Origin of the sequence: Streptomyces sp. NPDC047971, assembly GCF_040653355.1 — a bacterium.
In the GTDB taxonomy this organism is placed as follows: Bacteria; Actinomycetota; Actinomycetes; order Streptomycetales; family Streptomycetaceae; genus Streptomyces.
This window is the reverse complement of the sequence record NZ_JBEZNW010000061.1, coordinates 1-15,027: the sequence shown is the minus strand read 5'-3', so window position 1 is coordinate 15,027 and position 15,027 is coordinate 1. Positions and strand designations below refer to the sequence as shown.

At 71.1% G+C, this 15,027-nt stretch carries 9 protein-coding genes and 1 pseudogene; 3 read left to right on the top strand and 7 right to left on the bottom strand.

The features are described from left to right. Positions 1 to 29: 29 nt before the first annotated feature. The 7 genes and pseudogenes from AB0D99_RS33550 to AB0D99_RS33520 form a co-directional block, all read right to left on the bottom strand. Complete coding sequence (locus AB0D99_RS33550; protein ID WP_362371210.1) at positions 30 to 635, bottom strand: hypothetical protein; 606 nt, start codon at positions 633 to 635, stop codon at positions 30 to 32. Positions 636 to 747: 112 nt separating this feature from the next. Further along, positions 748 to 2,031, bottom strand: a complete 1,284-nt coding sequence (locus AB0D99_RS33545; RefSeq protein WP_362371207.1) for a glutamate-5-semialdehyde dehydrogenase — start codon at positions 2,029 to 2,031, stop codon at positions 748 to 750. Positions 2,032 to 2,148: 117 nt separating this feature from the next. Further along, positions 2,149 to 2,628: a hypothetical protein gene (locus tag AB0D99_RS33540; protein ID WP_362371204.1), complete on the bottom strand. Its 480-nt coding sequence runs from the start codon at positions 2,626 to 2,628 to the stop codon at positions 2,149 to 2,151. Between the two features lie 290 nt (positions 2,629 to 2,918). Continuing rightward, positions 2,919 to 4,046 (bottom strand): glutamate 5-kinase, encoded by a 1,128-nt coding sequence (proB, locus tag AB0D99_RS33535; protein WP_362371201.1) that lies wholly within the window; start codon positions 4,044 to 4,046, stop codon positions 2,919 to 2,921. Between the two features lie 418 nt (positions 4,047 to 4,464). Then, positions 4,465 to 4,827, bottom strand: a pseudogene (locus tag AB0D99_RS33530) (GtrA family protein); the annotation flags it as partial. Continuing rightward, entirely contained in the window at positions 4,827 to 5,828 is a 1,002-nt protein-coding gene (locus AB0D99_RS33525) for a glycosyltransferase family 2 protein (RefSeq protein ID WP_362371198.1), read from the bottom strand. The gene AB0D99_RS33525 and the pseudogene AB0D99_RS33530, both read right to left, overlap by 1 nt. After that, complete coding sequence (locus AB0D99_RS33520; RefSeq protein WP_362371195.1) at positions 5,825 to 8,314, bottom strand: YfhO family protein; 2,490 nt, start codon at positions 8,312 to 8,314, stop codon at positions 5,825 to 5,827. Before AB0D99_RS33520 ends, AB0D99_RS33525 begins: the two co-directional genes overlap by 4 nt. Before the next feature lie 455 nt (positions 8,315 to 8,769). Between AB0D99_RS33520 and AB0D99_RS33515 the strand changes: the two genes are divergently transcribed. The 3 genes from AB0D99_RS33515 (at position 8,770) to AB0D99_RS33505 (ending at position 14,867) form a co-directional block, all read left to right on the top strand. Beyond that, the gene (locus AB0D99_RS33515; RefSeq protein ID WP_362371192.1) at positions 8,770 to 11,640 is read left to right on the top strand and encodes a CDP-glycerol glycerophosphotransferase family protein; all 2,871 of its coding nucleotides are present in this window, start codon (positions 8,770 to 8,772) and stop codon (positions 11,638 to 11,640) included. After that, positions 11,637 to 12,809, top strand: a complete 1,173-nt coding sequence (locus AB0D99_RS33510; protein ID WP_362371189.1) for a glycosyltransferase — start codon at positions 11,637 to 11,639, stop codon at positions 12,807 to 12,809. The genes AB0D99_RS33515 and AB0D99_RS33510 overlap by 4 nt, the downstream gene beginning before the upstream one ends. A gap of 174 nt (positions 12,810 to 12,983) precedes the next feature. Beyond that, positions 12,984 to 14,867: a glycosyltransferase family 2 protein gene (locus AB0D99_RS33505; RefSeq protein WP_362371186.1), complete on the top strand. Its 1,884-nt coding sequence runs from the start codon at positions 12,984 to 12,986 to the stop codon at positions 14,865 to 14,867. Positions 14,868 to 15,027: the final 160 nt, after the last annotated feature.

Genomic DNA, 15,027 nt, shown 5'->3' with positions numbered 1-15,027 from the left:
GCAGGGCGTTCCCCTCGGGCCAGGAGGGCTCAGGGAGTGCGGGGAACGGCCGGGACGGGGGGTGCGGAGTACTCGGCGGAGGCCGAGGGGGCGGTGACCGCGGGCGGCACGGCGCGCGGCTTGTCGATGCCGGTGGTGGCGGGGGCCGGGACCTGGTCCTGGCGGTTGGCGGAGGCTCCGCGGTAGACCGCCGTGAAGGCGAGGGCGACCATGCCGACGCCCATCAGGAGCGCGAGCACCCAGGCGACCGGCCGGTGCCAGCGGGCGCTGCTCCGGTACGGACGCAGGGCGCCGCCGTGACGTCCGTACGGACCGGAGTCGTCGTCGGGGTCGTACGGGTCGTAGCCCTCGGCGTAGGGGCTGCTGAAGGGGTCCGAGGGGTCGTAGCCGTCCTCGTAGAGCTCGTCGTCGCCCGGTCCTCCGCCGGCCCTGGCGCGGGCGGCCTCCGCCTCCGCGCGGGCCTGTGCGGCCGCCAGGAGGCGCTCCACGGCGGTCGGCTCGTGGACCTCGGCCGCCCGTACGAAGTCCTCGTCGAACACCACGGTGGCGAAGTCCTCGTCCGCGCCCCCGCGGTCGTCAGAGTTGTCGGGGTCCCAGCCGTCCTGGAACGGCCCGCCCCCCACGTCGTCCGGCACGGATTCAGAGTAGACCTGGGAGGTGGTTTTGGGCAGGGAGAGTGCGAACTATCCCTGCCCGTCCGGCTCCCCCGGGCCCCGCGGGAGCGGGGCCGAAAGGGGGAACCGGGAGTTACCGCGTGTGACCGTCGCCGGTGACGATGTACTTCGTGGAGGTCAGCTCGGGCAGGCCCATGGGCCCGCGGGCGTGCAGTTTCTGCGTCGAGATGCCGATCTCGGCGCCGAAGCCGAACTGGCCGCCGTCGGTGAAACGGGTGGACGCGTTGACGGCGACCGTCGTGGAGTCGACCAGCTGGGTGAAACGGCGGGCGGCGGCCTGCGAGGTGGTGACGATCGCCTCGGTGTGACCGGAGGACCAGAGCCTGATGTGCTCCACGGCCTTGTCCAGCGAGTCGACGACGGCGGCGGCGATGTCGTAGGAGAGGTACTCGGTCTCCCAGTCCTCCGGCGTGGCGGGGACGACGGTGGCCTTGGAGCCCTCGGAGTGGGCGAGGATCCGCTCGTCGGCGTGGACGGTGACCCCGGCGTCGGCGAGGGCCGCGAGCGCACGGGGCAGGAACGCCTCGGCGATGTCCTTGTGGACGAGGAGGGTCTCGGCGGCGTTGCAGACGCTGGGCCGCTGCGCCTTGGAGTTGATCAGGATGTCCACGGCCATGTCGAGGTCGGCCTCGGCGTCGACGTAGACGTGGCAGTTGCCCGTGCCGGTCTCGATGACCGGGACGGTGGACTCCTCGACGACCGTGCGGATGAGGGAGGCGCCGCCGCGCGGGATGAGGACGTCGACCAGGCCGCGGGCGCGCATCAGCTCCCGTACCGACTCGCGGGACTCGCCGGGGACGAGCTGGATCGCGTCGGCGGGCAGGCCGGCGCCGCCGATGGCGTCGCGCAGGACCTTCACCAGGGCGGTATTGGAGGCGTACGCGGAGGACGAGCCGCGCAGCAGGACGGCGTTCCCGGACTTCAGGCAGAGGGCGGCCGCGTCCACGGTCACGTTCGGCCGGGCCTCGTAGATGATGCCGACGACGCCGAGCGGGACACGGACCTGGCGCAGGTCGATGCCGTTCGGGAGGGTCGAGCCGCGGACGATCTCGCCGACCGGGTCGGGCAGCGCGGCGACGTCACGGACGTCGGCGGCGATGGCCCGTACCCGCTCCGGGGTGAGGGTGAGCCGGTCGATGATCGACTCGCTGGTGCCTGCCTCGCGGGCGCGGGTGACGTCCTCGGCGTTCGCCTCGACGATCTCGGCGGCGCGGACCTCCAGGGCGTCCGCGATGGCCAGCAGGGCGTCGTCCTTCGCCGCGCGCGGAAGTGGCGCGATTTCGGCGGCGGCCCCACGGGCCTGGTAGGCGGCCCGGGCGACCGGGGACAGGTTGTCGAGGGGCGTGAGCGAGGTCATGTCCGCAGGGTACTGGCACCCCTGCGGACATCCCGCACGTATCCCGTACGTATCCCGCACTGCGAGACGCCTCCGGGGGCGAGGCGTCGTCAGCGCGTTTCGGTCCGTTTCGGTCCGTCAGTACGGGTGGACCCCCACCGGGGCGGCCGGTGGGGGGCCGTAGCCCTCGGCGATGCGCTGGTGGTAGGTCTCGCGGTCGATGACCTCCAGTCCGACGATCTCCCAGGGCGGCAGCTTGGCGGTCTGCCGGTGCTCACCCCACAGCCGCAGCGCGACCGCCGCGGCGTCGTGCAGGTCACGGGCCTCTTCCCAGTAGCGGATCTCCGCGTGATCGTTGGCATAACGGCTGGTCAGCAGGAAGGGATGATCATGGGCCAGTTGCTCCAGGGCGCGCCTGACCTCCTTCAGTGGGGCCTCGGCCCCCGAGACGCTGAGGGTGATGTGCCAGAGCTTCGAGGCGACCATCGCCCGCTCCTCAACGCGTGCCTCAGCTGTCTCGGTGTCCTGCACCTCGTCGAAGTCGGCTCCGGCCTCGACACTGGTCAGGGCGCGTTCGGCAGTCCCGCGGGGCGGTGCCCCTGGGCGCGCTCGTCTCACCGGCGGCCTCCTGTTTGATGCGTGTGGTGCTGTACCCCGCCTTGTCTTGCCCCCGAGACAAAGTTGACCAGCCCGAGGCGGCACGTGGGGCGGTTTTGGTAAAGGTCTCTACCGGATGGCCGGACTTTCAGCCGTTTCCCCACACGGTTGAACCCACCCCGACACACACCCCGGACGCCACCCCTCCGCCGTCGGCCGCGACCCGGTGACAGGACCTGGTTCGGCGCCCGGACGGCCGGTACGGACGGGCCGGGACCGGGCCGTGCGCAGCCGTCGGCGGCCTGCCGGGATCAGCCCCGGACCACGACCAGGTCGTCGCGGTGGACGATCTCCCGCTCGTACTCCGGGCCCAGCTCCCTGGCGAGTTCGGGCGTGGAACGGCCGAGCATCCGGGGGATCTCCTTGGCGTCGAAGTTGACGAGGCCGCGGGCGACGGCCCGGCCGCGGATGTCGCGGAGCTCGACCGGGTCACCGGCCACGAACTCCCCCTCGACCGCGGCGATACCGGCCGCGAGCAGCGACTTCTTCCCCTCGACGACGGCCTTGACGGCCCCTTCGTCGAGAGTCAGCGAACCCTGCGGGGTCGAGGCGTGGGCGAGCCAGAGGAGCCGGTCGGCGGAGCGGCGGCCGGTGCGGTGGAAGTACGTACCGGTGTCGCGGCCCGCCAGGGCGTCGGCCGCCCGGCTGGCGGAGGTGAGGACCACGGGAATCCCCGCGGCGGCGGCGATCCGGGCGGCCTCGACCTTGGTGACCATGCCGCCGGTGCCGACCCCGGCCTTGCCGGCGGAGCCGATCTCGACGTGGGCGATGTCCTCGGGCCCGGCCACCTCGGCGATCCGGGAGGTGCCCGGCTTGGACGGGTCCCCGTCGTAGAGCCCGTCGACGTCCGAGAGCAGCACGAGCAGGTCGGCGCGGACGAGATGGGCGACGAGGGCGGCGAGCCGGTCGTTGTCACCGAAACGGATCTCGTCCGTCGCGACCGTGTCGTTCTCGTTGACGACCGGCAGCGCGCCCATGGCGAGGAGCTGGTCGAGGGTGCGGTAGGCGTTGCGGTAGTGGGCGCGACGGCTGGTGTCGTCGGTGGTGAGGAGCACCTGCCCGACGCGTACGCCGTACCGCGCGAAGGAGGCGGTGTAGCGGGCGACCAGGAGACCCTGGCCGACGCTGGCGGCGGCCTGCTGGCGGGCGAGGTCCTTGGGGCGCCGGGCGAGACCGAGCGGGGCGAGGCCGGCGGCGATCGCGCCGGAGGAGACCAGGACGATCTCCTTCTCCCCGCCGCTGCGGACCTTGGAGAGGACGTCGACGAGGGCGTCGACGCGGTCGGCGTCGAGGCCGCCGGAGGCGGTGGTCAGTGAGGACGAGCCGACCTTGACGACAATCCTGCGGGCTTCCGTCACGTACTGCCTTGCCACTGTCACCTGTACCGCCGTCACCTGCGTCGTCTCATTCGGATGTCACACGTCGCTCCCCGCCGCGACTGCCAGGCAATCTACGCGAGACGGGGCGACCGCCGCCCGTCCATTCCGGTGGATGGAACGGGCGCACGGCAGCGGGCGGCGCGCCGGTGGACGCCTTCGGTCAGCGGGTCCTGACGGGCTTCGCGGCGGTCCCGGCACCGTCGCCGGGGCCGGTCCTGCCGGCGTCCGCGCCGGTGTCGGCCCCGGCTGCCGCACCCGTGCCCGCGCCCGCGCCCGCGTCCCCACCCACGACACCGCCCGCGGCGGCGGCCGTACCACCGGTCGCGGCGCCGCCCGTACCGGCCTGCGCGGCCGCCGCTGCCCGCGGGCCGGCCTCCGTACCGGCTTCCGCCGCCTCCGCCTGCTTCTTCCCACCCGTCACGAGGATCTTCCGCGACAGCAGATAGGTGAAGGGGATGGCCACGACGGCCGCCACGAGCGGCGCGATCCGGTCGTCCATCCCTGCCCAGGTCACCAGGGCGTAGAGGCCGACGCTCTGCACCAGGTAGTTGGTGACGTTGGTGAGCGGGAAGAGGGCGAACTTCTTCCAGGTGGGGCGGGTGCGGTAGGTGAAGTAGGTGTTCAGGAAGAACGAGCCGATCATGCTGAGCACGAAGGCGATGGAGTAGGCGGCGAAGTACGGCATCCACGGGTGCAGCAGCAGATAGCAGCCGTAGAACGTCCCGGTGTTGATCCCGCCCACCAGGGCGAATCTGGCGATCTGCCCGAGCTGACCACGCATCACATCTCCCGGTCGGTGGCGACCAGGCTGACGCGCCCGCCGCCGGCCGCGCGACGGCCGTTGACTCCGCCCATGAAGGAGCGGTGGGTCTCCCTCACGAGGAAGTGCGGCCGGCGCTTGGTCTCGTAGTAGATACGGCCGATGTACTCGCCGATCAGGCCCAGCATGATCATCTGGACGCCTCCGAGACCCACGATGATCGCCACGAGGGTCACATAGCCGGGGGCGCTGACGCCCTGGGTCAGGGCGGTCACGGTGATCCAGACCGCGTACAGCGCGGCCACTCCGACGAGGGTAAGGCCGAGCCAGATGGCGATGCGCAGCGGCCTGTTGTTGAAGGAGATCAGCCCGTCCATGCCGTAGTTGAGCAGGGAGCCGAGCTTCCACTTCGTCTCGCCCGCCTCGCGCGCGGCGTTCTGGTAGTCGAAGGTGACGGTGTCGAAACCGATCCAGGAGAAGAGTCCCTTGGAGAAGCGGTTGTACTCGGGCAGTGACAGCAGCGCGTCGACGGCCGGGCGCGAGAGCATACGGAAGTCTCCCACGCCGTCGGTGAGTTCGACGTCCACCCACCTGTTGACAGCGCGGTAGTAGAGCCTGCTGAGGGCGCTGCGGACCTTCTTGTCGCCCTCTCGGGTACGGCGGGCGATGATCTGGTCGTGGCCGCGCTCGTAGAGTTCGAGCATCCGGGCGATGAGCTCCGGCGGGTGCTGGAGATCGGCGTCCATGATGACGACGGCGTCGCCGGACGCCTCGCGGAGCCCGGCGAGCATCGCGGCCTCCTTGCCGAAGTTCCGGCTGAAGGAGACGTAGCGGGTCCGTTGCGCGAACTCGGCGGTGATGGCGCGCAGCCGGAGGGCGGTGCCGTCGCTGCTGCCGTCGTCGACGTAGCAGAGCTCGTAGTCGACGGGCAGGTCGGCGAGGACCTCACGGATCCGGGTGTCGAACCGGTCGATCACCGCTTCCTCGTTGAAGCAGGGCACAACGACGGAGATCTTGGTCATGAGCGTCGGCTCCTGGGCGTCGAGCGAGGAGTACGGGTGCGAAGGGCGTGCCCCACGGCGACCGCCAGGAGCAGCGCGGCGGTCGCCGCGCCCACCGCGAGCCCGAGTCGCAGTCCGGGGGTGTGGAAGGAGCAGGACACCCGCGAGGCGCCGTCGCCCAGGTCCACGGCCATCAGTCCGCCGAGCGTCCGGGGCGCACGCGCCTGGCCACCGTCGACGGAGCAGCGCCAGCCGGTGGCGGCGGGCACGGAGACGATCGCGGTGCCCTTGGTTCCGGGGGCGAACACGGCGCTGATGCCGTGTCCGCCGGCCTCGACGTGCTCGGGCCCGGTGGCGCGCAGGTGCTGGACGGCCCGGTCGAGGGCGGCCCGGTCGAGGCAGCCGAGGGGGTTGCTCGGGATGAACTGTCCGCGGCTCGAGTGGATCTTGACGGTGACCCGGCCGTCGGCCGGGACGGTGCCGAGCGGGATCAGCGGGACGCTGGTCATCGGCTCCTTGCCGCCGGTCTTGACGGTCCTGCCGAGGGCCTGGACCTTGCCGGCCAGCCACGGCACGTGGAGGTACGCCTCCGTGCCCGGGGCGCAGGCCGCGGTGAAGGTCGCGCCGGCGCCGCGCGGCCGATCGGCCTTGAGGGGCCAGCCCCGGCCGGGGACGAGCGCGGTGTCCGCGCCGCCCTGCGTTATGGCGCCGGCCCTGACGAACGCGGGCACCTCGTAGACCCTGGCGCCCAGCACCCGCTCCTGGCGGGCGAAGACGGTGGCGTCGGGGGTGGCGTCGGGGGCGGTTCCGTCCAGCGGCGCGCCCGGGGGGCGCAGGGTGACGACGGGTGGCGCGACGGCGGTCCGCTGGACGAATCCGGTCGGCCCGGGCGCGGGTACGAGGTAGCTGCTGACGCCCATGATCGCGCGGCCGACGGGGTCGTTGAAGCTGTTGGTGTGGCGGCCCTGGATGAACCAGCCGGCACCGAGCCCGTGCAGGGTCTCGGCGGTGACCGCCGGCAGGTAGCTGCTGTAGTACCGGCCGCCCTGGCCGGCCAGGAGCATGGGGTCGTTGGCGGCGAAGCCGTTCGGTCCCGTCTCGGTCCGGCTCGCGGGCCACTCGTCGGCGGCCTTCAGCCGGGCGTACGCGGCGCGCGTCTCGGCGTCGTAGGTGCGCTTGGGCGTCCACCACTCCTGGGCGTCGCGGAGCCGGGTGGTGGAGAAGACCGTGGCGGCCGAGGAGAGGAGGACGGCCCCGGCCAGGGCGACGGTCAGCCAGGCGCGTGCCCGGCGGTCCGCCCGGTGGCGGTGCAGCAGGACGAGCAGGGCAAGGAAGACCGGACCGCCGACGACGGCGAGAATCCAGGGGCCCGCGGACATGTACTTCGCGCCGCTCGCGCAGACGGCCAGGACGAGCACCAGCGCGGCGCCTCGGAGGAGTTCCTTCGGGCGGGGCCGGCGGGCGAGCGCCAGCCAGGCGACGCACACCAGGACGGCGGTGAGGGCGATCGAGGCCCGGTACGGATTGCCGTTGGGCATGGCCAGCCCGTGCCAGAGCAGGATCGTGGGCTGCCAGACCAGCGAGGCCGCCACGGCCACGGTCAGGCCGAGCCAGGCGACGCGTTCCCTGAGCGGCACCCGGCCGATGAAGGCGTAGGCGGCGACGAGGAGCAGGGCGAGCATGCCGACCGAGACGCGGGGTGCTCCGCCGGCCAGCCCGCCGGGGAACAGGTGCGCCGCGTAGTCGCTGAAGGCCGACCCCTTGTAGACGACCTCGGGCGCGGGCTGGGACAGCTTGCTCGCCTTGAGGCTCACCGTCAGCACGGGGGCGACGAGCAGCACTCCGGCGACGGTCATGGAGGCGCCGCGCGCGAGGACGCGGACGCGCTCCGCGGCGGGCCGCTCGTCCAGCAGCACCCGGACCAGCAGCACGAGGGCCATGCCGATGGTGGCCATGGCGGCGGTGTAGAAGTTGCCGGCCCAGCAGACGGACACGGCCAGGGCGCCGAGCACCCAGTGGCGGCGGTCCAGGCACCAGTCGTAGGCGATGCCCAGGACCGGGAAGGCGACCAGGCCCCACATCCACATGGGGTCGGAGAAGCCGTCCGAGATCATCCAGGCGCTCAGCCCGAATCCGACGGAGAGCAGCGCGCGCAGCCAGGGACTGCCCGGGTGGAGACGCCCCAGGAAGACGGTCATCAACCCCGCGGCCAGCCCGACGCTGAAAAGGGTGACCAGAAACACGGGGAACTCGACGGCGTCCCGGGGGAAGACCCCGACCAGCCACGAGAACGGGTTCATCAAATAAGTGAAGAAGTCCGCAAGAAACGGTGTGCCGAAACCGCTTGCCCAGTTGAAGAGGAGATCCCCACTGGTGTCGCCGTGCATCAGGTCACGAAGCCGGGCGTGGAACGGGACGAACTGATTGCCGAGGTCGTTCACGGCGCGAGAACGGCCGCCGAAGGGATACGTACCCTGGACGGCCATGGCCAGGCAGTAGGCGCCCATGGACGCCAGAGCGGCGAACCACGCCGCGACGAGCTGGGATCTTCGGTTGCGCCGAGGCTCCCGATCCGCGGGCGTCGTCGGCGTGGATGGGTCGGTCTCGTGGCGTGGAGCGACCGTGTCGGGCGAGGACATGAGCATGGGGGCCTTCCAGTGGGTTTCGTGCTCCCGGGTGCCCCCCGCACCCCGGATGTCCCACTTTGTTCCCATTCGTACGGTCCGTCACCCTCTGTCAGGAAATGGTTACATGAAGAGGCTAAGGCCTCATCTGCACGCATCTGCAAGACGGAGACGGAGCCGAACGGGTTGCCCCTTAAAATCGTCGAATCCGATCGAGAACAGTGATCTCGATCGCACAGGCCCGGGCTTTTCGCCCGGACGCCTCCCCCACCACACGACCGTCGGAAAGTGAACGCGAGGTACCGTTGAGGCAGCCTGCGCAAGACAAGTGGATCGAGGTGCCAGTGCCTGACGTCTCAGTGATCGTCATCGCCTACAACGACGCGGAGCGTCTTCCCACGGCCGTGCGATCGGTATTGGACCAGACACTGCAGAGCGTCGAAGTCGTGATCGTCGACGACTGCAGCAAGGACCGCACCTTCGAGGTCGCCCAGGAACTGGCAGCCGCTCACCCGGAGCAGGTCAGGGCCTTCCAGCTGCCGCAGAACAGTGGCGGTTGCGGGGCTCCCCGCAACTACGGCATCGAGCGTGCCGCCGGCAAGTACGTCATGTTCCTCGACAGTGACGACGTGCTGGAGCGCAACGCCTGCCGGAACATGCTGGAGGCGGCCGAGCGGACCGGCTCCGATCTGGTCTCCGGACTCTGTGTGCGCGTCCACCTGGACAGCCGCCACCAGAAGACGACCGAGTGGTATCCCTGGATCTACTCGCAGACCCGCACGATCGACTCCGTCGCCGAGCTGCCCGACCTGCTCGTCTTCGACACGCTCTCCACGAACAAGTGCTACCGCCGCGAGTTCCTGCTGGAGCAGGGGCTGGAGTTCCCGGTCGGCATCCATTACGAGGACCTGCTCTTCTCCGCGCAGGCGTACGTCGCCGCGAGCCGGATCACGCTGATCCCGAACCAGGTCTACTACTGGAACGTGCAGGAGAGCGCCGCCGCCAAGTCGATCAGCAACCGGCGCCACGAGATCGCCAACTTCGTCCACCGCATGGAAATACACCGCCGCGTGGACGCCCTGCTGGAGAGCAGGGGCTACGAGGAGCTGAAGTTCCGCAAGGACATCAAGTTCCTCAAGCACGACCTCGTCCTGCATCTGCGCGACCTCCCGCAGATGGGCGAGGAGTACCGGCGCGAGTTCGCCGAGCTGGCCAACGGGTACCTCTCCACGATCGACCCGAAGGCGTACGACGAGGTCCAGCCGCTGCACGCCATCTGTGCCTACCTGCTGAGCAAGGAGGACTGGGACAACCTGCTCCCGGCCACCGAGGCGCTCGCGAACAAGGGACGGCTGACCTCGCCGCTGGTCGAGCACGAGGGCCAGATCCTCTGGTGCGGGCAGCACTTCGACGACCCCGACGCCCGTCGGATCCTGGACGTCACCACGGCGGGCTACCACACCCGGCCGCTGGCCTCCCTCGCCCTGGGTAACCGGCTCACCTCCTACGAGGGCGGCGACGGAACGGTCCGCCTCTCCGGCGCCGTGGTCAACCCGCTCGGACGGATCAAGGAGGGCGCCAAGCTCTCCGCCGTCCTGGAGTTCCAGGCACGCCGCAAGATCGGCGTCCGGGCGTTCCGCTTCCCCGTCACCTCCCTGCGCCGGACCGACACCGCGGTCGAGTGGGAGGCCGAGGCGGACATCACGCGCAGGGTGCGTCCGCTGGGCATCATCGACGCGGTCTGGGACGTACGTCTCATCCTCACCGTCGACGGTGACAAGGTCAGCACCCGGGTGGGCGTCGGCAGCGTCGAGCTGGACGAGCGCCGCACCGTGCGGGTGCGCCCGCGGCTGACCCGGCTGGTCTCCGACCGGTTCGCGCCCGAGGTGACCAAGAAGGGCAACCTGTCCTACGTCCTCACCTCCGAGGGCAAGGCGTCCGTCCGTACGTCCGCGATGATCGATGGCGCGATGCACGGCCGGGCGGCCGGCCTGGCCAAGACCGGCCTGCGCCGGCTCCTCAAGGCCCGCCGCAGCCTCAACTCGGGCGAGACCAAGGTGCGCGTCTACCACGACGTGTACAGCAAGTTGCCGATCCGCAAGGGTCTGGTGGTCTTCGAGAGCCACCTCGGCAAGCAGTACAGCGACAGCCCGAAGGCGATCTACGAGGAGCTGCGCCGCCAGGGCGTGGCGTTCGAGGCCGTGTGGTCCTACGCGGGCGCCCGGCCGACCGGCTTCCCCAAGGACGCCACGCTGGTCAAGCGCTGGAGCTGGCAGTACCTGCGCGCGCTCGCGCAGGCCGAGTTCTGGGTCGACAACCAGGGCTTCCCGCTCAAGCTGACCAAGCGCCCCGGGACCACGTACATCCAGACGTGGCACGGCTCCGCGCTCAAGCGCATGGGCTTCCACGAGCCCGCCACCAAGATGCAGGGCCGCGCCGGACAGGACTCCTTCCAGAAGTCCCTCGACCGGTTCGACCACTTCCTGATCCGCTCGGAGCACGACGTCCGGACGCTGGCGAGGGCCTTCAGGCTGAAGGACGACGTCCTGCTGCCCGCCGGATACCCGCGCAACGACGCCCTGGTCGCCGCCCGGGCGAAGGAGACCGAGACCGGCGAGCGCACCCGTGGTCCGCTCGCGGCGGAGCTGGGCATCGCCCCGGAGAAGACGGTGCTGCTGTACGCACCGACGTTCCGGGCCAACCCCGGCGGCGGCGTGCGCGCCTTCGAGCTGCCCTTCGACGTGGAGGAGTTCGCCGACCGCTTCGGCGACACGCACACGCTGCTGATCAGGTCGCACTACCTGAACAACCTCACGCTGCCGCCGTCCGTCCGCGGCCGGGTGATCGACGTGACGCACCGCCACGACATCACCCCGCTGCTGGAGCTCGCGGACGGACTGATCACCGACTACTCCTCGGTGATGTTCGACTACGGGCTGCTCGACCGGCCGATGATCTTCTTCACGTACGACTACGACGAGTACGCGAAGGAGAGCCGTGGCACCTACTTCGACCTGAAGGAGAAGGCGCCCGGGCCCGTGGTCTCCGACGCGAGCGAGCTCTTCTCGGCGGTCACCCACCTCAAGGACGAGGCCGACGCCAAGTACTCGGCGGCACGGGAGCGGTTCAACGCCGAGTTCAGCTCCTACGACCGGGGCGACGCGGCCCGTCAGATCGTCGCCAAGTTCTTCACCAGGAGCGGCAAGTGACCGAGCAGACCGCCGTGTCCGGCGGCCGTGACATCTTCTTCGTGTCCAACAGCGTCGACGAGATGGGTGGCGTGACCACCTGGACGCACCAGATGGCGCGGCAGTTCGCCGAGCGCGACCACCGCGTCCATGTCGTCGGCATCGTCCCCGCCCCCGAGGGCAGGCGCCAGGAGTTCCCCGGCGACCTGCCGTACGGGACGACCACGCTGTACGACGCGCACCCCCCGCAGGTGCGTTCGCTGCGCGGGGTCAAGGGCAAGCTCAACGCGGCGGAGCGCATGCGCCACCGCGCCCGCGCCGCCGGTATGCGCGAGCAGGCCGAGAAGCTGACCGCGCTGTTCGCCGGCGCCCGCCCGGGCTCCGTCGTGATCGTCACCCAGGTCTGGGCGATGGAGTGGGTGGCGCTCGCCGACACCAAGGGCCTCATCGTCATCGGCATGAGCCACGAGTCGCACGAGGCCAGTGCCGCGTCCTCGCGTCTGGCCCGCGTCAAGCGCTACTACAAGGACGTCGACCGGCTGCTCGTCCTCACCCCCGGCGACGCGGACCTCTGGATCCGCGACGGGATGGACAACGTCGGCCACCTGCCGAACCCGCTGCCCTTCATGCCCGAGGCCCCGGCCCCGCGCAGCGAGAACGTGGTCGCCTGCATCGGCCGCCTCTCGCACGAGAAGGGCGTGGACATGCTGCTGGACAGCTGGTCCGAGGTCGCGTCCCGCCACCCCGAGTGGAAGCTCCGTATCTACGGAGCGGGCGACGAGGAGGCGGAGCTCCGCCGCCACTGCACCTCACTGGGTCTGGACGACTCGGTGGAGTGGATGGGCCGGACGAGCGACGTGCTGGGCGCGCTGCAGGGCGCCTCGGTCTTCGCCCAGGCAAGCCGCGCGGAGGGCTTCCCGATCACCCTGCTCGAAGCCATGGCCGCGGGTGTGCCCTGTGCCGCGTTCGACTGCGCGCCGGGTGTCCGCGAGATCATCGAGGACGGTGAGGACGGCCTCCTCGCGAAGACCGGCAACACGATCGAGCTCGGCGGGCACATCAGCACGCTGATCTCCGACGCCGACCTCCGCAACCGCATGGGCGACGCCGCCTGGCGCAACGTACGGCGCTACTCCGGTGCGGAGATCACCGATCGCTGGGAGGCGCTCTTCCGCTTCCTGGAGCGATGAACGCGAGGTCCTGAACGTGCGTACGAGAGGCGGGGTGCCCTTCCGAAAGGGGCACCCCGCCTCTCGTACGCGGGCCGGAAGACCTCTGGCCGCCCCTTCGTACCGCGTGCTAGCGTCCGCCTCACCAGGGCGGATTCCCCTGCCGGACCCCCAGCCAAGCCGAGAGGGAATCGCATGGCATCCCGAATATCAGTGATCGTTCCGGTGCACAACACGGAGCGATACCTGGAGCGCTGCTTCGGGTCCGTCGCCGACCAGTCGTTGTCGCAGGAACTCATCGAGGTCATCGCCGTCGACGACGGCTCATCCGACGGCAGCGGGGCCTGGCTGGACGCCTGGGCCGACACCCACGACAACGTGCGGGTGATCCACCAGCCGCCGTCCGGAGGCGCCGGCCGGCCTCGCAACGTCGGCATCGAGCAGGCGAAGGGCGACTTCCTCTTCTTCCTCGACTCCGACGACTACCTCGGCGTCGAGGCGCTGGAGCGCCTGCTGCGGATGGCGGACGAGCAGGACTCGGACATCGTGTACGGCAGGATCGTCGGCATCGGCGGCCGCCCGGCCCCCGTCGACCTGCGGACCACCAGTCCCGAGGTGAGCATCTTCCACTCCCCCGTGTACTGGACGCTCGCCGCCTACAAGCTGTGGCGCCGCACCCTGGTCGAGGAGTACGAGCTGCGGTTCACCGAGGCCAGGCTGCTGGGCGAGGACGTGCCCTTCGCCGTCCACGGCCTGCTGCACGCCCGCAAGGTCTCGGTCGTCGCCGACTACGACTGCTACTACCTGGAGGGCCGCGGCGACGGGACCAACGCCAGCCAGCAGGATGTCGACTGGGTCGCCCAGCTGGAGTACGTGGGCGGCATCCTCCGGATGGTCGCCGACCACGTGCCCGCCGGTCCCGAGCGGGACAAGCTCATGGAGCGGCACTTCCACGGCGAGGTGCTCGGCATGTTCGGCGCCCCGTATCTCGCGCGCGACGACGAGGGCCGAAGAGCCATGGCCGAGGCGGCCCGCCCGCTGTGCCGGGAGTGGCTCACCGACGGCGTCTCCCAGGCCCTGCCGCCCCGGCTGCGACTGCGCGCGCACTGTCTGCGCGAGGGAATGACCGACCGGCTCACCGCGATCATCGAGGCGGACGTCGAGCGGGAACTCGGCCCCGCCGTGATCGAAGGCGACACGGCATACGCCGCCTACCCGTTCTTCCGCGACCCGAACGCCGGAATCCCGGACGCCTGCTACGACGTCACCTCGCGGGTCGTGCTGCGTCAGGAACTCACCGCGTACGCCTGGGACGGCCCGGTGCTCCGGCTCTCCGGCAAGGCCCGGCTCGACGGCCTCGGAGACCCGTCCGGCCAGGAGATCGCCCTGGTGCTGGGCCGCCAGGGCGTGACGTACGAGGTGCCCGCGACGCACGAGAACGGCGTCTACACCGCCGCCCTCGACGTCGGCCGGATCGCCGACGGCGGTCCCCTCGCCGAGGGCGTCTGGACCTTGCGGGTCGCCGTGGCCTCCGGAACGCTGCGCAAGCAGGCCTGGCTGCCCCGCCCCGCCGACGCCGCCTACGACGCCGCCCCGCGATCGGAGATCGTGCGCGCTCAGGACGGGCCGATCGCCGTGGCGGTCTTCCACTCGGAAGCCCACCAGCACGTCAACCTCGACATCGGCGCCACCCGCTTCCCGCTCGGCGGTGACGCGCGCGGTGCCGTGAACAGCGGCTTCTTCGGCCGGGCCGACCTGGAGTTCGCGGTGACGGTGCCGGGCTGGTCCGCCCCCTCGGCGCGGCTGCTGCTCACGGCGCCGAACCGGGAGCCGCTGCTGGTCGCCGGCGCGGAGAGCGTCGACGGCGACGGCCGCATACAGGCGCGGATCCCGCTCCAGCGGGTGCCGGCCGGAAACTGGAACGCACGCATTCACCTGGAGGACGGCGCGTTCGCCCGGGACCTGCCGATCGCCGACCCGGAGGGCGAGCCGCTGCGCCTGTCGATTCCGCAGCAGCCGCTGCGGCGACTGGGCTCCAAGGCCAAGAAGGTGGCCGCCAAGGCGCTGCGCAACCGCTGACGCGCGGCGGACACCGGTCCGCCGCGAAACGGCCGAGGGGCGGGGGGGCACACCCCCCCCCCCCGGGGGGGGGGCGGGGGGGGAGGGGGGGCCCCCGCGGCGGGGCCCCCCCCCGGCCCCGACGGCACGTGGCACCGCATTAAACCAAGCCCCAAAAAAC

Excerpts from the sequence above, each read along its gene's own strand:
- AB0D99_RS33545 (WP_362371207.1), bottom strand. The coding sequence starts at position 2,031 with ATGACCTCGCTCACGCCCCTCGACAACCTGTCCCCGGTCGCCCGGGCC.
- AB0D99_RS33525 (WP_362371198.1), bottom strand. The coding sequence starts at position 5,828 with ATGACCAAGATCTCCGTCGTTGTGCCCTGCTTCAACGAGGAAGCGGTG.
- AB0D99_RS33520 (WP_362371195.1), bottom strand. The coding sequence starts at position 8,314 with ATGGGCGCCTACTGCCTGGCCATGGCCGTCCAGGGTACGTATCCCTTC.
- AB0D99_RS33505 (WP_362371186.1), top strand. The coding sequence starts at position 12,984 with ATGGCATCCCGAATATCAGTGATCGTTCCGGTGCACAACACGGAGCGA.